This window comes from Hydrogenophaga sp. (assembly GCF_036675665.1).
In the GTDB taxonomy this organism is placed as follows: Bacteria; Pseudomonadota; Gammaproteobacteria; order Burkholderiales; family Burkholderiaceae_C; genus Hydrogenophaga.
Genome location: NZ_JAKFEO010000035.1, coordinates 164,488 through 185,840 on the forward strand (window position 1 = coordinate 164,488; position 21,353 = coordinate 185,840).

Annotated in this window: 24 protein-coding genes; 18 read left to right on the top strand and 6 right to left on the bottom strand. The window is 67.0% G+C overall.

The window, feature by feature from the left end:
* Window positions 1–55: 55 nt before the first annotated feature.
* Entirely contained in the window at window positions 56–1,105 is a 1,050-nt protein-coding gene (locus V6M63_RS13515; protein ID WP_332742584.1) for an NAD(P)H-dependent flavin oxidoreductase, read from the bottom strand.
* Between the two features lie 78 nt (window positions 1,106–1,183).
* On the opposite strand from V6M63_RS13515, the gene hpaR reads away from it, so the two are divergent.
* The 13 genes from hpaR to V6M63_RS13580 all read left to right on the top strand — a co-directional run bounded on the left by hpaR (window position 1,184) and on the right by V6M63_RS13580 (window position 12,807).
* Window positions 1,184–1,666 (top strand): homoprotocatechuate degradation operon regulator HpaR, encoded by a 483-nt coding sequence (gene hpaR, locus V6M63_RS13520; RefSeq protein WP_332742586.1) that lies wholly within the window; start codon window positions 1,184–1,186, stop codon window positions 1,664–1,666.
* A complete protein-coding gene (locus tag V6M63_RS13525) occupies window positions 1,663–2,310 on the top strand; it encodes a fumarylacetoacetate hydrolase family protein (protein ID WP_332742588.1) in 648 nt (215 codons plus the stop codon). The genes hpaR and V6M63_RS13525 overlap by 4 nt, the downstream gene beginning before the upstream one ends.
* Entirely contained in the window at window positions 2,307–3,089 is a 783-nt protein-coding gene (locus V6M63_RS13530; RefSeq protein ID WP_332742589.1) for a fumarylacetoacetate hydrolase family protein, read from the top strand. Before V6M63_RS13525 ends, V6M63_RS13530 begins: the two co-directional genes overlap by 4 nt.
* A complete protein-coding gene (gene hpaE, locus V6M63_RS13535; RefSeq protein WP_332742591.1) occupies window positions 3,086–4,555 on the top strand; it encodes a 5-carboxymethyl-2-hydroxymuconate semialdehyde dehydrogenase in 1,470 nt (489 codons plus the stop codon). Before V6M63_RS13530 ends, hpaE begins: the two co-directional genes overlap by 4 nt.
* 309 nt (window positions 4,556–4,864) lie before the next feature.
* On the top strand, window positions 4,865–5,788 hold the full coding sequence (hpaD, locus tag V6M63_RS13540; RefSeq protein WP_332742592.1) for a 3,4-dihydroxyphenylacetate 2,3-dioxygenase: 924 nt from the start codon (window positions 4,865–4,867) through the stop codon (window positions 5,786–5,788).
* A gap of 4 nt (window positions 5,789–5,792) precedes the next feature.
* Entirely contained in the window at window positions 5,793–6,239 is a 447-nt protein-coding gene (locus tag V6M63_RS13545) for a 5-carboxymethyl-2-hydroxymuconate isomerase (RefSeq protein WP_332742594.1), read from the top strand.
* 4 nt (window positions 6,240–6,243) lie between these two features.
* A complete protein-coding gene (gene hpaH / locus V6M63_RS13550; protein WP_332742596.1) occupies window positions 6,244–7,071 on the top strand; it encodes a 2-oxo-hept-4-ene-1,7-dioate hydratase in 828 nt (275 codons plus the stop codon).
* A gap of 13 nt (window positions 7,072–7,084) precedes the next feature.
* Window positions 7,085–7,903 (top strand): aldolase/citrate lyase family protein, encoded by an 819-nt coding sequence (locus tag V6M63_RS13555; protein WP_332742598.1) that lies wholly within the window; start codon window positions 7,085–7,087, stop codon window positions 7,901–7,903.
* Between the two features lie 21 nt (window positions 7,904–7,924).
* The gene (locus V6M63_RS13560) at window positions 7,925–8,719 is read left to right on the top strand and encodes a class II aldolase/adducin family protein (protein WP_332742600.1); all 795 of its coding nucleotides are present in this window, start codon (window positions 7,925–7,927) and stop codon (window positions 8,717–8,719) included.
* A gap of 4 nt (window positions 8,720–8,723) precedes the next feature.
* On the top strand, window positions 8,724–9,740 hold the full coding sequence (locus V6M63_RS13565; RefSeq protein ID WP_332742601.1) for a 2-dehydropantoate 2-reductase: 1,017 nt from the start codon (window positions 8,724–8,726) through the stop codon (window positions 9,738–9,740).
* A 39-nt stretch (window positions 9,741–9,779) separates the two neighbouring features.
* Window positions 9,780–10,595: a helix-turn-helix transcriptional regulator gene (locus V6M63_RS13570; RefSeq protein WP_332742602.1), complete on the top strand. Its 816-nt coding sequence runs from the start codon at window positions 9,780–9,782 to the stop codon at window positions 10,593–10,595.
* Between the two features lie 86 nt (window positions 10,596–10,681).
* Window positions 10,682–11,767 (top strand): aromatic ring-hydroxylating dioxygenase subunit alpha, encoded by a 1,086-nt coding sequence (locus V6M63_RS13575; protein WP_332742603.1) that lies wholly within the window; start codon window positions 10,682–10,684, stop codon window positions 11,765–11,767.
* 17 nt (window positions 11,768–11,784) lie between these two features.
* Window positions 11,785–12,807, top strand: a complete 1,023-nt coding sequence (locus V6M63_RS13580; protein ID WP_332742605.1) for a TRAP transporter substrate-binding protein — start codon at window positions 11,785–11,787, stop codon at window positions 12,805–12,807.
* Window positions 12,808–12,814: 7 nt separating this feature from the next.
* Here the strand turns inward: V6M63_RS13580 and V6M63_RS13585 are convergent, their stop codons facing one another.
* From V6M63_RS13585 to V6M63_RS13595, 3 genes are all read right to left on the bottom strand, one after another.
* Complete coding sequence (locus V6M63_RS13585; protein WP_332742607.1) at window positions 12,815–13,435, bottom strand: MarC family protein; 621 nt, start codon at window positions 13,433–13,435, stop codon at window positions 12,815–12,817.
* A gap of 149 nt (window positions 13,436–13,584) precedes the next feature.
* The gene (locus V6M63_RS13590; protein WP_332742609.1) at window positions 13,585–14,055 is read right to left on the bottom strand and encodes a MaoC family dehydratase; all 471 of its coding nucleotides are present in this window, start codon (window positions 14,053–14,055) and stop codon (window positions 13,585–13,587) included.
* A 2-nt stretch (window positions 14,056–14,057) separates the two neighbouring features.
* Window positions 14,058–14,807: an SDR family oxidoreductase gene (locus V6M63_RS13595; protein WP_442909589.1), complete on the bottom strand. Its 750-nt coding sequence runs from the start codon at window positions 14,805–14,807 to the stop codon at window positions 14,058–14,060.
* A 95-nt stretch (window positions 14,808–14,902) separates the two neighbouring features.
* Between V6M63_RS13595 and V6M63_RS13600 the strand changes: the two genes are divergently transcribed.
* From V6M63_RS13600 to V6M63_RS13610, 3 genes are read left to right on the top strand one after another with little or no spacing between them, the layout of a single operon-like run.
* Window positions 14,903–15,502: a 2-hydroxychromene-2-carboxylate isomerase gene (locus tag V6M63_RS13600; protein WP_332742613.1), complete on the top strand. Its 600-nt coding sequence runs from the start codon at window positions 14,903–14,905 to the stop codon at window positions 15,500–15,502.
* 30 nt (window positions 15,503–15,532) lie between these two features.
* Window positions 15,533–16,222, top strand: coding sequence for a dienelactone hydrolase family protein (locus V6M63_RS13605; protein ID WP_332742615.1), 690 nt, complete (start codon window positions 15,533–15,535; stop codon window positions 16,220–16,222).
* A gap of 6 nt (window positions 16,223–16,228) precedes the next feature.
* Entirely contained in the window at window positions 16,229–17,200 is a 972-nt protein-coding gene (locus tag V6M63_RS13610) for an amidohydrolase (protein WP_332742617.1), read from the top strand.
* A gap of 8 nt (window positions 17,201–17,208) precedes the next feature.
* Here V6M63_RS13610 and V6M63_RS13615 read toward each other — a convergent pair whose 3' ends face one another.
* Both V6M63_RS13615 and hemB read right to left on the bottom strand, forming a co-directional pair.
* Entirely contained in the window at window positions 17,209–18,318 is a 1,110-nt protein-coding gene (locus tag V6M63_RS13615) for a magnesium transporter CorA family protein (RefSeq protein ID WP_332742618.1), read from the bottom strand.
* A gap of 9 nt (window positions 18,319–18,327) precedes the next feature.
* The gene (hemB, locus tag V6M63_RS13620; protein ID WP_332742619.1) at window positions 18,328–19,329 is read right to left on the bottom strand and encodes a porphobilinogen synthase; all 1,002 of its coding nucleotides are present in this window, start codon (window positions 19,327–19,329) and stop codon (window positions 18,328–18,330) included.
* A gap of 208 nt (window positions 19,330–19,537) precedes the next feature.
* On the opposite strand from hemB, the gene V6M63_RS13625 reads away from it, so the two are divergent.
* The gene (locus V6M63_RS13625; RefSeq protein ID WP_332742620.1) at window positions 19,538–20,662 is read left to right on the top strand and encodes a hypothetical protein; all 1,125 of its coding nucleotides are present in this window, start codon (window positions 19,538–19,540) and stop codon (window positions 20,660–20,662) included.
* 265 nt (window positions 20,663–20,927) lie between these two features.
* Window positions 20,928–21,353, top strand: coding sequence for a CopD family protein (locus V6M63_RS13630; protein ID WP_332742621.1), 426 nt, complete (start codon window positions 20,928–20,930; stop codon window positions 21,351–21,353).

Sequence of the window (21,353 nt, forward strand, 5' to 3'; positions counted from 1 at the left end):
CCTATTTCGCTGGGAGTCGCCCGGCATGAGGCTGCGGCTGCGTTCGGGCGACCTTTCAAGGGCGCTTGAAGCCCTCCCTCAGCGCTTGTGTGATCTCCGCCGCCGGCAGTTCGCGGCAGCCACTGGCGTTCTGCCCCGACCACAGCGGTGAGAAGTCACCGCTGCCCTTGGCTTCCCAGTGCGCGCGCAGCGGCGCCATGGCCGCGCCGGCCAGCGGGAAGGCGGGCGCCACCGGGTTCATCGGGCCGAGTTCGCGTATCACGCGGTTGACGATGCCGCGCGCGGGGCGGCCGGTGAAGAGGTGGGTCAGGGCTGTGTGGTGCGCCGCTTCGCTTTGCAGTGCGGCGCGGTGCAGCGCACTGGTGGTGGCCTCCGTGCAGCACAAGTAGGCTGTGCCCACCTGCACACCCGAGGCGCCCAGCGCCATGGCCGCAGCCACCCCAGCGGCGTCGGCAATGCCGCCGGCAGCAATCACCGGCAGGTTCACCGCGGCCACGATCTGCGGCAGCAGCGCGAAGGTGCCGATCTGCGTGGTGAGGTCGTCGGTGAGGAACATGCCGCGGTGCCCGCCCGCCTCGGCGCCCTGGGCAATGATCGCGTCGACGCCAAACGCTTCCAGCCAGCGCGCCTCTTCCACCGTGGTGGCGGACGACAGCACCACGCTGCCCCAGCTTTTCACGCGGTCCAGCAGGTCCAGGTCGGGCAGGCCGAAATGGAAGCTCACCACCTTGGGTTTGAAGCGCTCCAGCAGGTCGGCCGCCGTGCGGTTGAAGGGCACGCGTCCCGGGCCGGCCGGCACGGCGTCGATGTCCAACCCTGCCTCGCGGTAGTAGGTTGCCAGCCAGGCGCGCCATGCCGCTTCGCGTGCTTCATCGGGCACTGGCGGGGTGTGGCAGAAGAAGTTGACGTTGTAGGGACGCGTGGTGCCGGCCGCCAGCGCGGTCAACTCGCGCTCCAGCGCCTCGGGCGTGAGCATGGCGCAGGGCAGCGAGCCCAGTGCGCCGGCATTGCTCACCGCCACGGCGAGTGCAGCCCCCTGCACGCCGGCCATGGGCGCCTGGATCAAGGGGACGTCGGTTCCGAGCAGTGAGGTGAGTGCGTTCATGCGCGCATTCTCCGCGCGGCCCACCGCCGGGTAAACCCTCAAACGTGTAACAGCGCAATCATTTAACATATTAACTAAATGAGTGAGCCCACCCCCTTCATCCACCGCAACCTGCCGCGCCTGCTGCTCGAAGCCCGCGAGGCCGTGATGCTGCACACCCGGCCCAGCCTGCGCGAACACGGCCTGAGCGACCAGCAGTGGCGCGTGCTGCGCGTGCTCGGCGAACACGCCCGCCTGCCCGGTGGTGTGGAAACCGGCCGCGTGGCGCGCGAGGCTTTTTTGCTCGGTCCCAGCCTCACCGGTGTGCTCACGCGCATGGAGCGCGATGGCCTGATCGCGCGCGGTCGCTGCCCGCAGGACGCCCGCCGCACAGTGGTGCGCGCCACGCCCGCCGGGCTCAAGCTGGTCAAGCGCCTCTCCAGCACCATCGAGTCGCACTACGCGTGGATGGAGGAGCGCCTGGGCAAGGCGCGGCTGGCGCAGCTGTATGCCCTGCTCGACGAGGTGATTGCCCTGGAGCAACCGGACGAGGTCGAGGCGCTGGAGGAGGACGTCGAATGAACACCCACTGGATGCCCGAGGGCACGGTTTACGGCACGTTGCTCAACTTCCAGCGCGAGCACGCGCTGTGGGCGCCGCGCATGAGCGAAGCCCCCTACAAGGCACCCCCGAGCGCGCCGGTGCTCTACATCAAGACCGCCAACACCTTCACCGCTGCGGGTCACAGCATCGCCCTGCCCGCCGGCAAGCCGGTGGTGGTGGCCGCCACGCTGGGGCTGGTGGTGGGCGAGACGGGCGTGGTCGGCGCCGTTCTGTTCAACGACGTGGCGATCGCGCACGACAGCTACTACCGCCCGCCGGTGAAGTTCCAGTGTGTGGACGGCTTTCTCGGGGTCGGCCCCGAGTGTGTGCCGCTGCAGCGCCTGGGTGGGCTGGCGGGCCTGTCGGACCTGCATCTGGAGTTGCGCATCAACGGCGTGCACCGCCAGACCACGGCGCTGGCCGAGCTGGTGCGCGACGCCGCCACGCTGCTGGCCGACGTGGGTGAATTCATGTCGCTGCGCACGGGTGACGTGCTGATGCTGGGCAGCGATTGCCTGCCGGACGGCACACGGCCGCTGGTGCACGCCGGCGACACGGTGGAGATCAGCGCCACCGGCTTCAAGCCGGTCGTGCACAGCTTCCAGGCGGAGGAGAAGGCATGAAACACGCCCGCATCGCCTGGGCCGGCGCGGTCCACAACGCCGTGGAGGCCGGCGGCCAGCTGGAACTGCTCACGCCCGCGCTCAAGGGCCGCCGCGTGGCCTTCGACGAGGTGGTGTGGTTGCCTCCGCTGGTGCCCAACCCGCCGACGCGCCCGCGCACCATCCTCGCGCTCGGCCTGAACTACGCCGACCACGCCAGGGAGCTTGCTTTCAAGGCGCCGGAAGAACCGCTCGCCTTCCTCAAGGGCGAAGCCAGCCTCACTGGCCACCGCGGCTTCACGCTGCGCCCGGCGGGCGTGCAGCACATGCACTACGAATGTGAACTCGCGGTGGTGATCGGGCGCACCGCCCGGCACGTGAATAGGGCGCAAGCGCTGGACTTCGTGGCCGGTTACACCGTGGCCAACGACTACGCGATCCGCGACTACCTGGAAAACTGGTACCGCCCCAACCTGCGCGTGAAGAACCGCGACACCTGCACACCCATCGGCCCCTGGCTGGTGGACGCGGCCGACGTGCCCGATCCCATGAACCTTGCGTTGCAGACCACCGTCAATGGACAGGTCACGCAGCAGGGCAACACGCGCGACATGATCTTCGACGTGCCCACGCTGATCGAGTACTTCAGCACCTTCATGACCCTGCAACCCGGTGACCTGATCCTCACCGGCACGCCCGACGGCGTGGTCGACTGCCAGCCCGGCGACGTGATCGTCACGTCCATCGAAGGCATCGGCGACCTGGTCAACACCATCACCTCACCCCTTGAGTCCGCATGACGATCCCGCACCTCATCAATGGCAAGTCCGTAACGAGCACCGAGACCTTCGAGACGATCAACCCCGCCACCCAGGAGGTGCTGGCCGAGGTGAGCGCTGGTGGTGCAGACGAGATCAACGCGGCAGTGCAGGCCGCAAAAGATGCATTCCCCCAATGGGCTGGGCTGCCCGCCACCGAACGCGCCAAGCTCATGCGCAAGCTGGGTGAACTGATCGCCGCGCACGTGCCACAGATCGCGCAGACCGAGACCAACGACAGCGGCCAGGTGATTTCGCAAACCGGCAAGCAGCTGATCCCGCGCGCGGCCGACAACTTCCACTACTTCGCCGAAATGTGCACCCGCGTGGACGGCCACACCTACCCCACGCCCACGCACCTGAACTACACGTTGTTCCATCCGGTGGGGGTGTGCGCGTTGATCAGCCCGTGGAACGTGCCCTTCATGACGGCGACCTGGAAGGTGGCGCCGTGCCTCGCGTTCGGCAACACGGCGGTGCTGAAGATGAGCGAGCTCAGTCCCTTGACCGCTGCGCGCCTGGGCGAGCTGGCGCTGGAAGCGGGCATTCCGCCGGGCGTGTTGAACGTGGTGCATGGCATGGGCAAGGAAGCGGGCGAGCCGCTGTGCGCGCACCCAGACGTGCGCGCGATTTCCTTCACCGGTTCCACCGCCACGGGCAACCGCATCGTGCAGAGCGCGGGCCTGAAGAAGTTCAGCATGGAGCTGGGCGGCAAAAGCCCGTTCGTGATCTTCGACGACGCGGATCTGGACCGAGCCCTGGACGCCGCGGTGTTCATGATCTTCAGCAACAACGGCGAGCGCTGCACGGCGGGCAGCCGCATCCTGGTGCAGCAGAGCGTCTACGCCGACTTCGCGCAGAAGTTCGCCGAGCGCGCCAAGCGCATCACCGTGGGCGACCCGCTCGATGAAAAAACCATCGTCGGCCCGATGATCAGCCAGGCGCATCTGGCGAAGGTGCGCAGCTACATCGAGCTGGGCCCGAAGGAGGGCGCCACGTTGTTGTGTGGCGGGCTGGACCGGCCCTCGTACGCTTCGGCACTGTCGTCGCGCGTGGCCAAAGGCAACTACGTGTGGCCCACGGTGTTCGCCGATGTGGACAACCGCATGCGGATCGCACAAGAAGAAATCTTCGGCCCTGTGGCCTGTCTCATTCCGTTCCGTGACGAGGCGCATGCGATCGAGCTGGCCAACGACATTCAATACGGTCTCTCCAGCTATGTGTGGACGGAGAACCTCGGTCGTGCGCACCGAGTGGCGGCCGCTGTGGAGGCGGGCATGTGTTTCGTCAATTCGCAGAACGTGCGGGATCTTCGTCAACCGTTTGGGGGCACCAAGGCCAGTGGCACGGGGCGCGAAGGTGGGACCTGGAGTTATGAGGTGTTTCTGGAGCCGAAGAACGTGGCCGTGTCTTTGGGGTCGCATCACATTCCTCATTGGGGTGTTTGATATGCCTTCGCTCCATCGGGTTGGCGGGATCGAGCGGGCATGGCGCTCTGCTCCGCGAATGTCCTCCGGCGGCTGGAGCCGCCTCCCCCTTTGTTTCGCTGCGCAGAGCGCCATGCCCGCTCGATCCGAAGCAGCGTGTGTGCGTTCTTCCTTTCGCACACGCGGTCCGCAGTGGTTTGAAACCCTGGGGTGTTCACCGCAGCGAAATAAAGGAGGAGGGGCCGCAGGCCCCGGGGGACATTCGCGGAGGTGGGCGCCCCAGGGTTTCAAACCACGGAGCAACCAGCAAGCAGCAAGGAGGAACAAGACATGGGAAAACTAGCACTCGTGGCCAAGGTCACCCACGTCCCCTCGATGTACCTCAGCGAACTCGACGGACCCAGAAGGGGAACAAGACAGGACGCCATCGATGGTCACAAAGAGATCAGCCGCCGCTGCCGCGAACTCGGTGTGGACACCATCGTTGTGTTCGACACCCACTGGCTCGTCAACGCCAGTTACCACCTCAACTGCGCACCGCACTTCGAGGGCCGCTACACCAGCAACGAACTGCCGCACTTCATCAGCAACATGCCGTTCGAGATCCCGGGCAATCCCGCGCTCGGGCAGTTGCTGGCCCAGGTGTGCAACGAGCATGGCGTCGAAACCCTCGCCCACGATGCCACCACCCTCGGCCCCGAGTACGGCACCCTTGTGCCCATGCGCTACATGAACGCCGACCAGCACTTCAAGGCCATCTCGGTTTCCGCGCTGTGCCAGGCCCACTACCTCAACGACAGCGTGCGCCTGGGCTGGGCCATGCGCCGCGCGGTGGAAGACCACTACGACGGCACCGTTGCCTTTCTGGCCAGCGGAAGCCTCAGCCACCGCTTTGCACAGAACGGTCTGGCGCCCGATTACGCCTTCAAGATATGGAGCCCTTTCCTTGAAACCCTGGACCGCCGCGTCGTGCAGATGTGGGAGCAGGGCGAATGGAAAGCCTTCTGCGAGATGCTGCCCGAGTACGCCGCCAAGGGCCACGGTGAGGGTTTCATGCACGACACCGCCATGATGTTGGGCGCGCTCGGCTGGAGCGACTACACCGGCAAAGCCGAAGTCATCACGCCCTACTTCGGCGCCTCCGGCACCGGCCAGATCAACGCCGTCTTTCCCCTCACGCCGCAGACCGGCGCCGCCATTCCCGCTGCGCAGGCGTCGGCTGCCAAGGGCTACCAAGCCGTCTCCCGACTCTGACCACATGCCCCACCTCGTCATCCTCTACACCCCCAACCTCGACAAGCCCGAAGCACAAGGCGGCATCGACATGAGCCGGCTGTGCCGCGCCCTGTGCGACGCCATGCTGGCCGTGCGAGACGAGACGGACAAACAGGTGTTTCCAACAGGCGGCACGCGCGTGCTGGCTTACCCCGCCGCTCACAGCGCCGTGGCCGACGGTGGTGCGGCGGGCGAGGCCACCGGGCTGGGTGGTGACTACGCCTTCGTCTACATGAACGTGCGCATGGCCAAGGGCCGCAGCGCAGTGACGCACCAGCGCGTGGGCGACGCGCTGCAGGCCTGCGTCAAGACGAACTTTGCCGCGCAACTCGCCGCGCGCCCGATCGGCATCACCGTGCAGGTGGACGAAGGCAACGAGGTGTTCGACGGCAAGACCAGCTCGCTGCATCCGCTGTTCAACCGGACCTGACCCCATGCTCGACGACACCCTCATCCAGCAACTTGCCGCCGAGCTCGACCGGTCCGAGAAAACACGCGCGCCGCTCGAGCACTTTTCCAAACGATTCCCGGGCATGACCGTCGAGGACGGCTACCGCATCGGCCGCGCCTGGGTCGCGTTGCAGATCGCCGCCGGCAACAAGGTCATCGGCCACAAGATCGGCCTGACCAGCCGTGCCATGCAGATGGCCAGCCAGATCGACGAGCCCGATTTCGGCACGCTGCTGCAGAGCATGTTGTTCACCGCGCAGGCCGGGCAGGTGCTGGAGATTCCCGCCAGCCGCTTCATCGCGCCGCGGGTGGAGGTGGAACTCGCCTTCGTGCTCAAGGCCCCGCTCAAGGGCACCGGCGTCACGGTGGCCGATGTGATCAACGCCACCGAATACGTGACCCCCGCCATCGAGATCATCGACGCGCGCATCGAGCAGTTCGACCGCCACACCAAAGCCATGCGCAAGGTGTTCGACACCATCAGCGACAACGCGGCGAATGCCGGCATCGTGCTGGGCGCGGGCGACCCGCGTTACCAGGCCGACCCGCTCACCACCGACCTGCCCTGGTGCGGTGCCGTGCTGAAACAGAACGGCGTGGTGGAAGAAACGGGCCTGGCCGCCGGCGTGCAGGGGCACCCCGCCGTGGGCATTGCCTGGCTGGCGCACAAGCTCGCGCCCTGGGGCGAATCGCTGCGGGCTGGCCAGATCGTGCTGGCCGGCTCGTTCACGCGGCCGGTGGCCGCCAAGGCGGGCGACCTGTTCGAGGCCGACTACGGCCCGCTGGGTTGCCTGACATTCCAATTCGTCTGAATTTCCTCTCACCATGCAAACCCCCACCAACGCCTTCAAACAAGCCCTTGCCGCGCGCCGTGTGCAGATCGGTCTCTGGCTCGGACTGGCCAACCCTTACAGCGCGGAAATCTGCGCCGGCGCCGACTTCGACTGGCTGCTGATCGACGGTGAGCATTCGCCCAACAGCCTGAAGGACCTGCTGGCCCAGGCCCAGGCCATCGCGGCCTACCCAGGCTCGCACGCCATCGCACGCGTGCCGCTGGGCGACACGGCGCTCATCAAGCAATACCTCGACATCGGCCTGCAGACCCTGCTGGTGCCCATGGTCGACACGCCCGAACAGGCGGCCCAGCTGGTGCGCGCCTGCCGCTACCCGCAGGACGATGGCCAGGGTGGCGTGCGCGGCATGGCCGGCGCACGTGCCTCGCGCTGGGGCCGCTACCCGAACTACGCGAAAGAGGCCAACGCCCAGGTCTGCCTGCTGGTGCAGGCCGAGACGCGCGAGGCCTTGGCCCAGCTGGACGCCATCGCCGCCACGCCGGGTGTGGACGGTGTGTTCATCGGCCCGGCCGACCTGTCGGCCTCGCTCGGCCACGTGGGCAACCCGGGCCACCCCGAGGTGCAGGCCGCCATCGAAGACGCCATTCGCCGCATCCTGCGCGCGGGCAAGGCGCCCGGCATCCTCACCACGGACGAGGCCCAGGCGCGCCACTACCTGGCGCTGGGCGCGGTGTTCGTCGCCGTGGGGCTGGACACGCAGATCCTCGCGCGCCAGACCAGCGCACTGGCCGCGCGTTTCAAGGCCGATGCGCCAGCCGTGCCGGCGCCCGCCAAGGGCAGCGTGTACTGAACCGATCACCAGGAGACACCGATGAACGCCGCCATGCAACCCGCCACCGCCGCGCCCGCCGGCATGCACGCCGACGAATGGGCCGCGCGCGTCGAACTCGCCGCGTGTTACCGCGTCTTCGCCATGCTGGGCTGGACGGAGATGATCTACAACCACATCACATTGCGGCTGCCCGATTCGGTGGCTGGCGTTGAAAAGCAGTTTCTGATCAACCCGTTCGGACTTCATTACGCCGAGGTCACTGCAAGCAACCTGGTCAAGATCAACCTGCAGGGCGCGGTGCTCGATGGCTCGGCCCACCCCGTCAACCCGGCCGGCTTCACGGTGCACGCCGCCATCCACGACGGCCTGCCGGGCGCGCACTGTGTGATGCACACCCACACGACCGCCGGCGTGGCCGTGGCCTGCCTGAAAGACGGCCTGCAGCAGACCAACTTCTACACCGCGCAGCTGCACGGCATGCTGGCGTACCACGACTTCGAGGGCATCACCATCCACGCCGAAGAAGCGCCGCGCCTGCTCGTAAGCATTGGCGACAAGCCGGCCGTGATCCTGCGCAACCATGGCTTGCTGGCCTGGGGTGCCACGGTGCCGCAGACTTTCGCCATCCTCTGGACGCTGCAGCGCGCCTGCGAGATCCAGCTCGCCACCTTCAGCATGGGGGGCGCCGCTGCCGCGCTGCCGGTGCCCGAGGCGGTGGCCGCACAATGCACGCGCGACGCGCTGCAGTTCAACCCGCGGCACGGCGCAGGCCGTGATGTGTTCGATGCACTGGTGCGGCAGGTGAATCGCCTGGACAGCAGCTACCTGGAGTGAGCTTGTGACGAACCTGGATTTCCAGCGTGTGGCCATCGTGGGCGCCGGCGCCATTGGTGGGTGGCTCGGCGTGCTGCTCTCGCACACGGGCTGCATCGTGAGCGCACTGGCCCGCGGCGAGACGCTCGCCGCGCTGCGGCGCGATGGGCTGCAACTGCACGAGAACGGGCGCCTCATCGGCGCGCCGGTGGAGGCCTCGCCCAGCGCGGCGGCCCTCGGTGTGCAGGACCTGGTGATCGTGGCGGTGAAGGCGCCGGCATTGGCTGACGTGGCGCGCGGCATCGCACCCCTGATCGGTCGCCACACGGTGGTGCTCACCGCCATGAACGGCGTGCCCTGGTGGTTCTTCAACGGCTTCGGCGGCGAGCGCGCCGGCACCCGGCTGCAGTCGGTCGATCCCGGCGGCGAGATCGATCGCGCCATGCCCGCTCGCCATGTCGTTGGCGGGGTGGTGCACGCCAGTTGTTCGGTTGATTCGCCCGGCGTGATCCGCCACCACTTCGGCAACGGCCTGATCATCGGCGAGCCCTCGGGTGAGGCCAGCGAAAGAGTGGCGGCGCTGGCCGCGCTGCTGCAGCGCGCCGGGCTCAACGCCACGGTGTCGCCGCAGATCCAGAAAGACGTCTGGTACAAGCTCTGGGGCAACATGACGGTCAACCCGGTGAGCGCGCTCACCGGCGCCACCACCGACCGCATCCTGGGCGACGATCTGGTGCGCGGCTTCATCAGCAGCGTGATGCTGGAAGCCAAGGCCATCGGCGCGCGCATCGGCATCCCGATCGACCAGCAACCCGAAGACCGCCACGCCGTCACGCTCAAGCTGGGTGCCTTCAAGACCTCGATGCTGCAGGACGTGCAGGCCAGGAAGTCGGTGGAGCTCGACGCGCTGGTGACCGTGGTGCGCGAGCTCGGCCAGCTCACCGGCGTGCCCACGCCGTTCACCGACGCGCTGCTCGGCCTCGCGCGCCTGCAGGCGCGGACGTTGGGGCTGTACCCGGACGCGCCGGCCCGACAGGGTTAGCCCGCTGGCGGTTCGCGGCCCGGCGCTGAAGAATCCGCCATGCCCTCCACCTGGACGCTCGATACACCCGCTGCCGGCCTCGCCGTGCCGGCGCCGGTCGTTCAGGGCCTGCTCGAGGTGGCCAGCGCGCCGCTGAGCGCGGCCCGCCTGCTGCAGGCCGTGCAGGCGGTGGTGCCGGTGCAATACCTCTCGCTCGTGGCCTTCCGCCGCGACACCCCCGAGCTCGTCGAAGGCAGCTCGCGGGACACGCAAGGCCGCGACGTGGTGGCCGAGTGTTTCGCCATCTACCGCCGCAGCTACTTCCGCAGCGACGCGGTGATGCGCATCGCCGACCAGGTGGCCTGGCGCCCCGCGCGCGAGGTGGCGGTGTTGCACTGCCGTGCCGACGAGCTGCCCGTGGCGGGCTGGCGCGACGACATCTATGTGCGCGAGCGCCTCACCGAGCGCTTCACCCTGCTGCACGCGCCCGCGCCCGGCGCGGTGCAGGCCATCCACCTCTACCGCGACGACCGCCAGGGCCTGTTCCGGCAGGACGAGATCGGTCAATTGCTGGCGTTGGCGCCGCTGCTGCGCCAGGCCCACCAGGCCGCGTTGCAGGTGGGTGCGGTGGTGGCCGACCGCCAGGCCCAGGTGGCGCAGGCCGCGCAGCGCCTGGCGCGGCTGGCGCCCGCGCTCTCGCCGCGCGAGCGCGCCGTGTGCGCGCGCATCGCCTGCGGCCTCAGCGCCGACGGCATCGCGGCCGACCTCGACGTGGCGCCGTCGACCGTGGTGACGCTGCGCAAGCGCGCCTACCTCAAACTGGCCGAGGCCGGCCTGCCCGCCGACCGCATGGGCCTGGCCCGCCTGCTGGCCTGAAGACCCTGTCCATCCCCCTCGAAGGGGACGGGGTGCGGTACCTCCCGGCCTAGCATGGGCTGTCCCGATACGAAAGGAGGCAGGCCATGTGGCTGCGCAACTGCTGGTATGTGATCGCCTGGGACCACGAGATCCCCGCGGCCGATGCGCCGCAGCTCTTCACCCGCACCGTGCTGGGCGAGCCGGTGCTGGTCTACCGCACCCAGGCCGGCGCGCTGGTGGCGCTGGAAGACCGCTGCTGTCACCGCCACGCGCCGCTGTCGGCGGGCCGGCGCGAGGGCGACTGCGTGCGCTGCGGCTACCACGGCCTGAAGTTCGACGCCCGGGGGCAGTGCGTGGAGGCGCCCGGCATCGAGATCGTGCCGGCCAGGGCGCGCGTGCGCCGCTACCCGGTGGCCGTGAAGAACCGCTGGGTGTTAGTCTGGATGGGCGACCCCGCGGGGGCCGACGAAGCGCTGCTGCCCGACAACTTCAGCTGCGACAGCCCCGAATGGCAGAACAAGCCCGGCTACCTGCACTACGACACGCCCTACCTGCTGATTTGCGACAACCTGCTCGACTTCTCGCACCTGAGCTACGTGCACGAGAAGTCGCTCGGGGGCTCCACCCGCATCGCGCAGTCGCGCCCGGTGATCGAGCCGGTGCCCGGCGCCACGGCCGACTGGCCGCAGATGGGCATCAAGGTCTCGCGCCACGTGAACGACGTGCCCCCGCCGCCGTTCTACCAGCGCTTCCGCCACTTCGAGACGAACCTGGACCGCTGGTTCGTCTACGAATTCCTGCTGCCCGGCACGCTGCTCATGCACTCGGGTGGGCGGCCCACCGGCGCCTCGCCCGACGCACCCGGCCCCTCGGTGCGGCTGCACAGCTGCCAGACGCTCACGCCCGAGACCGCCAGCTCCACGCACTACTTCTTCCAGCAGTCGCACCCGGTGAACGAGGGCGACGACAGCGTGACCGAGAGCATCTTCAACAGCCTGGTGGGCGCGTTCAACGAAGACCGCGACATGATCACCGCGCAGCACCGCAACATCCAGCTCAACCCCGCGCTGCCCATGATGCCGCTGGCCATGGACGCCGCGCTCATCGCCTTCCGGCGCCTGCTCGAAGCCCGTGTCCAGGCCGAGCGCAACGCCGCCACCGCTTCCCCCCAACCGGCCGTGACGGCCTAGAAAACCGGAGACAGACAATGACCCGCAAGCCCTTCACCCTCCTGCGCGCCCCGATCGCCGCCACGCTGCTGGCCACCACCGGCCTGGCCGGCGCCCAGACCGTGCTCAGCGTCTCCACCTGGCTGCCGCCCGCCCACGGCGCCACCATGGCGCAAAACCAGTGGTGCGAGGCGGTGGAGAAGGAGAGCAAGGGCAGCGTGAAGTGCAACCTGCTGCCCAAGGCGGTGTCGGCGCCGCCCGGCACCTTCGACGCGGTGCGCGATGGCCTGGCCGATGTGTCGTTCACGGTGGACGGCTACACGCCGGGTCGCTTCATCTTCACGCAGGTGGCCGAGTTCCCGTTCCTGGGCGACAGCTCCACCGCCACCTCGGTGGCCTACCAGCGCATCTACGACAAGTACTTCGCACCGCTGGGCGAGCACCGCGGCATCAAGACGCTGGCGGTGTTCACGCACGGCCCGGGCATCATCTTCACCGTCAAGCAGCCGGTGACCAGCGCCGCCGACGCGGGCAAGCTCAAGTTCCGCATCGGGGGCGGCAACATCAACGAACTCTCCAAGCTCATGGGCTGGAACACCACGCTCAAGCCCGCCACCGAATCCTTCGAGCTTCTGTCCACCGGCGTGATGGACGGCACCTTCTTCCCCGACGAGTCGCTGCAGTCGATGCGCCTGAACATGGTGAAGTACGCCACCACCTTCCCCGGCGGTCTCTACAACACCAGCTTTGTCTTCATGATGAACAAGGCCAAGTACGACGCGCTGTCGGCCACCGACAAGGCGGCGGTCGACAAGGTCTCGGGTGAGGCCGCGGCGCGCCTGTTCGCCGCCGGCTGGGACCGCACCGACGCGGCGTCGCGCGACATCCAGAAGACCACCGGCGTGCAGCGCCAGATGGCCAGCGACGCCTTCGTAAGTGAGGTCAAGGCCAAGCAGGCCGCGCTGGAAGACAAGTGGGTGGCCGCGGCCGAAGCGCGGGGCCTGAAGAACGCGCGCGGTGTGCTGGCGGAGTTTCGCGCCGAAACACAAAAGTTGAAGTGAAAAGATCCTAGCCCGCGAGGGCTGGGAACAGCTTCACCAGGCCCGTGGCCATCACTTCCACCGACAGGGCGGCCAGGATCAGTCCCATCAGACGGGTCATCACGTTGATGCCGGTCTGGCCCAGGAAACGCGCGATCGGCTCGGCCAGCGTGAAGCAGATGGCGGTGGCCAGCGCGATCACCACGCCGTAGCCCACCAGGGCGGCGTGCTGGAAGAAGGTCTTGGCCTGGTCGGCGTAGATCACCACGGTGGACATGGTGGCCGGGCCGGTGAGCAGCGGGATCGTCAGTGGTACCACCGCGATGGAGGCGCGCGCCGAGGCGTCGCTCACCTCCAGTTCGTTGGTCTTGGCTTCGGCGGGTTGCGCGTTGAGCATGGACAGTGCCGAGGTCAGCAGCAGCATGCCGCCACCCACCTGGAAACTCGCGAGTGAGATGCCGAAGAACGCGAGGATCTGCAGGCCGATGATGGCGCAGGTGGCGATCACCGCGAAGGCGCTGAACGCCGAGATCAGCACCGTGCGCCGCCGCTGCTTGCGCGAGAAGCCCTGCGTGTAGTGGATGAAGAAGGGCACGATCGCCAGCGGGTTGACGATGGCCAGCAGGGTGATGAGCGGCTTGAAATCCATGAGTGATTGTGGCCCACCCCCGCCGCGCTGCGTGCGTCCCCCTCAGGGGGCGCGCACGCTGGGACCGGCGAAGCCGGATCCTCGCGTGCCCTAGATGATGCATTTCGCGTCGGTGACAGTGCCTTTCGGGGATTGGCGAAGCAAGCGCGCTAGGGGGTTCCCGGCTCGCGTCTTCTGAACATGCCGTAGCCTTCCATGAACAGCACCTTGTCGCCATGCTGGTTGAACATCTCCCAGCTGGTGCGCACCAGGCCCACGTCCAGCCGCTTGCTCATGGGCCGCTTTTCCAGGATGGTGTGCTGCAGACGCAGCGTGTCGCCGGGGAACACGGGCTTGAGCCACTTCAGGCTTTCCAGACCCGGCGAACCCAGGCTGGAGCTCTCATGCAGGAAGTTCGTCACCATCAGCCGCATGGCCATGGCGCAGGTGTGCCAACCGCTGGCACTGAGCGCGCCGAACACCGACGCCTTGGCCGCCTCGGCGTCGAGGTGGAAGGGCTGCGGGTCGAACTGGCGCGCGAAGGCCACCGTTTCCTCTTCGGTGGGGGTGATGGTGCCCAGGTCGCGGGTCTCGCCCACCACGAGGTCTTCCCACCAGTACTTGATGTGTGTGTTGGTCATCTTCAGCGTCCTCCGGATACGTCCAACAAACTCATGGTCGTGTAGCTCGCCGCGTCCGACAGCAGCCACACGATGGCCTGCGCCACTTCGTCCGCCGTGCCGCCGCGCTGCATGGGCACCAGGTGCTGCAGGTCGCGCACGCGGGTGGGCAAACCGCCGGATGCATGGATCTCGGTCTCGATCAGGCCCGGGCGCACCGCGTTCACACGAATGCCTTCGGCGGCCACTTCTTTCGCCAGGCCGATGGTGAAGGCGTCGATCGCGCCTTTGGCCGCGGCGTAGTCCACGTACTGGCCGGGCGAACCCAGGCGCGACGCGGCACTGGACACGTTGACGATGGCACCGCCCGCGCCACCATGTTTCGTGCTCATGCGGCGCACCGCCTCGCGCGCGCAAAGCATCGAGCCGATCACGTTGATGTCGAACATGCGGCGCCAGCGCGCCACGCTCATCTCGTCGATCCGCGCGCTCACATCGACCACGCCCGCGTTGTTCACCAGTCCGGTGAGGCGGCCGAGTTTGGCGTCGATCTTCTGGAACATCGCCAGCACCTGGGCCTCATCGGCCACGTCGGCCTGCACCGTGATGGCCGTGCCGCCCAGCTCGCGGATGCCGCGCACCACCTCGTCGGCGGCCAGCGAGTTCGCGGTGTAGTTCACCGCCACCGCCCAGCCTTGCGAGGCCGCCAGCCGCGCCGTGGCCGCACCGATGCCGCGCCCGCCGCCGGTGACCAACAGCACCCGCCCACTCATCTGGTCCATAACCCGTCTCCTGCAGAAAGTGGTGGCATCGCGTACAACACGGGCTCGCCACGAGACAACCATTACAACAGCGCGAGGAGATCCGCATGCGTCACACAGTCGACTACTTCTTTGCGCCGCAAAGTCCCTGGACCTACCTGGGCCACGAGCGTTTTGCCGCCCTGGTGCGCGAGACCGGCGCCACCGTGCGCGTGCTGCCCATGGACCTGGGCAAGATCTTTCCGCTCTCCGGCGGCCTGCCGCTGCCCAAGCGCGCACCGCAGCGCCAGGCCTACCGGTTGCTGGAGCTGCGTCGCTTCAGCGAAGCGCTTGGTGTGCCGCTCAACCCCGAGCCGCGGTTCTTTCCTGTGGCGGGTGATCCGGCCGCGCGCCTGATCACTGCGGTGGCCATGCACGACGGCGCCGATGCGGCCATGAAGCTGACCGGTGCCGTGACCGCTGCCGTGTGGGCGCAGGAGCGCGACATCGCCGACACAGGCACGCTGGCGGCCTTGCTGGCCGAGTGCGGTCTGGATGCGGCTCGGCTGGGCCAGTCGGAGCAGTCCGATGTGCAGGTACGCTACGACGAACAGACGCAAGCGGCCATCGACGCCAGCGTGTTCGGCGCACCCAGCTACGTGATCGAAGGTGAGCTGTTCTGGGGTCAGGACCGGCTCGACTTCGTGGCGCGCAAACTGCGCACTTGAATTTTCTCAACCGACAACAGGAGATATCCCATGGGACACATGATCGAACTCAAGGCCGCTGACGGCACCACCGTTCCGGCTTACGTGGCCGGGCCTGCAGGCAACCCCAAAGCCAAAGGCGGTCTGGTCGTGCTGCAGGAAATCTTCGGCGTGAACTCACACATCCGTTCCGTGGCCGATGGCTACGCGGCCGATGGCTACTTTGTCGTGGCACCCGCCACCTTCCACCGCGTCCAGCCCGGTGTGGACCTGGGCTACACCGAGGCGGACATGAACGCCGGTTTCGGCTTCAAGACCGCCGTGGAAGGCCTGCCCGCACCCGGCGTGATGGCCGACATCCAGGCCGCGATCGACCACGCGGCCCAGGCCGGTAAGGTCGGCATCGTCGGCTACTGCTGGGGCGGCCTGCTCACCTGGCGCGCGGCCTGCACGCTCACGGGTCTGTCGGCCGCCGTGCCGTACTACGGTGGCGGCATGACCGCGGCTGCCGAAGCCGCGCGTGAGCCGACCGTGCCGGTGATGGTGCATTTCGGCGATCAGGACCACTGGATTCCGATGGACACGGTGGAGGTGTTCAAGAAGGCGCAACCGGGCGTGACGGTGCACGTGTACGAGGCCAATCACGGCTTCAACTGCGACCAGCGCGGCTCCTACAACGAGGCCGCCGCCAAGCTGGCGCGTGAACGCACGCTGGCGTTCTTCGCGCAGCACCTGAGCTGAACGGCGATGCGGCGCGTCGGTCTGCTCGGCAGTCTGATGGCCGTATGCACGGCCGCAGCGGCGGCCGACTACAGCGGCCCCCTGTTTGACGCCCACCTGCATTACAACGACGAGGCCTGCACCCACGACGCGCCCGCGCCGGGCTGCCCACATCCTCTGGCCGATGTGCTGGAGCGCATGCAAAAGAGCGGTGTGCGCGCGATCGTGGCCAATTCGCGGCCCAACGACGGCACCAAAGCCCTGGCCACCGCGCGCGAGCAGACCCGCGCCGCCGGCGTGGCCGTGGTGCCCTTCGTGCGCCTCTACCGCAACCGCGCCGACTACAGCAACTGGTTCCGCGACCCCACCATCGTGGACATGGTGAACACCGAGTTGGCGCGCGGCACACCGGCCGGCCCCTACCGTGGCCTGGGTGAGTTTCATCTGTACGACAGTGCGAACGCCAACGGCCCGGTGGCCAAACAACTCATGGCGCTGGCCGAGGAGAAGGACCTGGCGGTGCTGGCGCATGTGGACGACGTGGCGATCGACCTGTTGATGGCGAACACAAGAACTGGCAGCGCCGATCGGGCGCCGGGCCGCCCCAGGCCGGATCAGCCCCCACTGGAGGCAGCGACCCGCGATGCGGCGGAGCGTGGGGGCTTTCGTTTGATCTGGGCGCACACCGGTATCGGTGGCACGCCCGCTGCCCGGGTGGACGAGTTGTTCGCGCGGTACCCACGGCTGATGGGTGAGCTTTCCTATCGCCCGGGGCTCACCTGTGTCGATGGTCAGCTTTGTCCCGAATGGCGCGCGCTGCTGCTCAAATACCCTGACCGTTTCATGATCGGCTCCGACACCTGGGTCAACCAGCGCTGGCTGTATTACGACGAGCTCATGAAGGGCTACCGCACCTGGCTCGGCGGTTTGCCTGCCGATGTGGCGCGGCGCATCGCCTGGGACAACGGCGCCCGGCTGTTTGGCGTGCCCACACCCTGAATGGGGAATCAGCGCCCTGATCGCACCAGGTAGCGCTTGCGCCAGAAGAACACGCCGAGCACCACGGCGGTCAACACCATGGATCCCATCGCCCACCAGAAGCCGGTCTGCTGGTGAACCAGCGGGATGAACTCAAAGTTCATGCCGAAGATGCCGGCGATCAGGTTCAGCGGCAGGAAGATGGCGGTGAGCGCGGTGAGCGTGCGCATGATGTCGTTGGTGCGGTTGCTCTGCGCCGAAAAGTGCATCTGCACCGCGGTCTCGGCGTTCTGCTCCAGCCGGCGCACGTGGTGCACCACGCGTTCGATGTGTTCAAGCACATCGCGCGATCGCACCTTGAGCAGTTCCAGCCCGCGTTGCCCGCCGATGGAGTCGTTCGGTTCCCAGGTGGCGATCGCTTCGATCCAGTCCTGGATGGCCGAGCGCTGGTCTTCGCAGATCTCGTCGAGCTGGTGCAGCGAGATGCGCGCGTCCAGCAGCGAGCCCCAGTTGCTGAAACGGGCCTTGGGTTGGAGCAGTTCGGTTTGCCAGTGGTCGAGCTGGCGCGTGAGTTCGCGCCGAAGATCCAGGTAGCCATCCACCATCTGGTTGACGATGCGCAGCATCAGGTCGGCCGGGCTGGGCGGCAGGTGCACCCCGGCCGCGCGCGAGGCTGCGCTGGCGGCGGACATCAGGCGGGTGGTGTATTGCTCCAGCACCTGGCAGCCTGCGGGGTGCACGGTGAGCAACACGCGGTCGAACACCGCGAAACCCACCGGGCTGGTGTCGATGCGCCGCAGCACCGGCGGGCCGCCACGCTTGGTCGACTGCGTGAGGACCGTGCCCGGGTGAGCGAGATCGGTTTCGCTGTGACCGGCCGCCAGCCGGCGGAACACCAGGATGTCGTACTGCGAGGTGTAGTCGTAGTGCGAGGGCAACTGGTTGTTGAGCAGGTCGGCCGTGTGCAGGTCCACCAGCGTCATGCCGCACAGCACCTGCAGCGTGGATTGCACGGCGCCCTGCTCCAACTCGAACTCGCGCCGCCCGCTGGCGATCCACACGTAGCCCTTTTCGGGCAGCACCATCGGCAGGCTCGTGGACTCGCTCACCGAGCCGGGCAGGATGTGGAAGACGCGCATGGGGTGTGTTCAGCCGCGCAGCAGCCGGGCGGCATCTCGCGCGAAATAGGTCAACACGCCGTCTGCACCCGCGCGCTTGAAGGCCAGCAGGCTTTCCATCATCACCGCGTCGTGGTCCAGCCAGCCGTTGATGGCCGCTGCCTTGAGCATCGCGTACTCACCGCTCACCTGATAGGCGAATGTGGGCACGGCAAACTCGTCCTTGACCCGGCGCACGATGTCCAGGTAAGGCATGCCGGGCTTGACCATCACCATGTCGGCGCCCTCGGCCAGGTCCAGCGCCACCTCGCGCAGGGCCTCGTTGGAATTGCCCGGGTCCATCTGGTAGACCTTCTTGTCGGCCTTGCCCAGGTTGGCGGCCGAACCCACCGCGTCGCGGAACGGGCCGTAGAACGCGCTGGCGTACTTGGCGCTGTAGGCCATGATTTTCGTGTGCACCAGACCCTTGGCTTCGAGTGCCGCGCGAATGGCGCCGATGCGCCCGTCCATCATGTCGCTGGGCGCGACCATGTCCACGCCCGCCTGGGCCTGGGTCACCGCCTGCTTCACCAGGATCTCCACCGTGGGGTCGTTCAGGATGTAGTTGTGCTCGTCCAGCAGGCCGTCCTGGCCGTGGCTGGTGTAGGGGTCGAGCGCCACGTCGGTCATCACACCGAGCTGCGGGAAACGCATTTTCAGTTCGCGCACCACGCGCGGCACCAGGCCGTCGGGGTTCAGCGCTTCCTGGCCGTCGGGCGTCTTCAGCGACTGGTCGATCACCGGAAACAGCGCCATCACCGGAATGCCCAGCGCCACACAGTCCTCCGCCACCGGCAGCAGCAAGTCCAGGCTCAGGCGTTCCACGCCCGGCATCGAGCCCACCGCTTCGCGCCGAGCAGCGCCGTCGAGCACGAACACCGGGTAGATCAGGTCGGCCGGGCTCAACCGATGTTCCCGCACCAGATCGCGGGTGAACGGATCCCGGCGCAGGCGACGGGGGCGGCTGAAGGGGTAGGGTGCGGGGTTGTGCATCGGCCTATTGTGGCAAACGGCAAACCGTTGCGTGTGACGCTCGGTCCCCTTGCTCAGGGTCGTGCGCGCGCTTGGGCGATCTGAAAGTCGGCAGCATTGTGTTGAACTCCACAGTAAGAAGAAATGATTGGTACCTCCCTACGGTTCCCACGGACCCGATGGTGATATTTTCGGGTCTCAGCCCGCGTGCAGCCCCATTTCATCGACCATGCTTTCAGTCAAAAAGAACATTGCCAGCGTGCCTGCCGCCGCGAAGTCGGGCGGCCAGGGCGATTTGCCCTGGTCACTGGACGAACATTGGCCCGCCTTGGTGGCGCGCTTGGCCGACCAGGTCACCGAGGGCGTCAGCGCGCTTCAAAACAGCATCGATCTGTTGCTTTCGAAGGAGCGCATCACGCGCTTGGAACACCGGGCTCTGAGCATCCCCACCGAACGCTTGAAGGTCGCCGGCATCAGCGCTCAGCAAATCAACCGCTTCTACGGTGGTCGCATTCGCCAGTCGCACGAAAAGGTCGACATGGCCCAGTTGGTCGAGGGTGTGCTGCAGGAGCGCAAGAACGAACTCAGCGTGCTCGGTATCGAGCTGCGCCGAAAGCTCAAGTCGGTGGAGGTGCTGGTGGACCCCACCGTGGCCTACACCTTCGTGAACGCGGTGCTCGACTGGGGGTTGCCGTTTGGCAGTCGCATCGACGTGCGCATGGACTTGAACGCCTGGCCCAGGCATGCTCGCTTGCAGGTTCGCGTGTCCAACGATGGCCTGCCGCCATCCAGTTCCACCATGTTGGACAGTTTGAGCTGGGTGCTCATCCGTCAGATTGCACAGACCGCTGGCGGCATCGAAATCACCCGGGAGACCACCGACGATGGTGTGAATTTCACGGCCATGTTCACGCGCACCGTCCAGGCCGTGGATGGCATCTCCGCCGTGGAGCTCTCCGATGACCACTCATCGATGTTCAAGTCGCTCTCCGGCATCTATGTATTGACGATTTCGCCAGCGCTGCAGATTCGTGCCGATGTGCGCGACGCCCTGCGCGAGATTGGTGTCCTGTCTGACAGCGTCGTCGATTTCGAGCAAGCCCGTGACGCGATTCGCAGCCGAATGCCGAACCTGATCGTCGTGGACGCAGGGATCAAGGGCGACGTTTTCGATCTCTTCCGGCGCGAACTGCTTCGCGAGGTCTTCGAGTTCCCCTTCATTGAAATCTCGCCCGACGACAGCTCGTTCGACATGTCGGGCTTCGATCATCTTTCCATGGCCAAAGTCGGGCGCGGGAACATCCGTGAGGCGCTGGGCACAGCGGTCATGTTCGAGCTGGCCAAGATGATGTAACTCGATTGGCCTACATCGTCTTGATGGCAGATTCAGTGTCAAAGTTGACAGGTCAAAGTTGGATATCCGTTTTTATTGGTGTACCATTTCAGCGGGCCGCTGAAAGGTGGCTCCCCGCTTTTCCTCCCTGAGCGGGTGCCTTAGTGTGTGACAGCAAAAAGGCTTCCCAACCCGGCCCAACTGGCCGGGTTTTTTTTGGTTGCCAGTTGGCGGAGCCCGCAGACGGCGCCCTGCCGATGATTGCGGTGCGCACTACACTGACCGCATGCTCTGGGTCAAATCCTTTCACATCGTTTTCGTGGCCAGCTGGTTCGCCGGCCTCTTCTACCTGCCCCGAATTTTTGTGAATCTGGCCATGGTGCCGCCCGAGAGCGTGGCCGAACGTGAGCGCTTGCTCTTGATGGCACGCAAGCTGATGCGCTTCACCAGTTTGCTGGCGGTGCCCGCGTTGGGGTTGGGTCTGTGGTTGTGGCTGGGATTTGGCGATCAGATCGCGCTGGGTGGATGGCTGCACGCCAAACTGGTCGTGGTGCTGCTGGCGCTGGGCTATCACCACACCTGCGGCGTGATGCTCAGGCAGTTCTCCCGAGGCGCCAACCGTCGCAACCATGTCTGGTACCGCTGGTTCAACGAGGCGCCAGTGATCCTGCTGGTGGCCGCGGTGGTCCTGGTGGTCGTCAAGCCCTTCTGA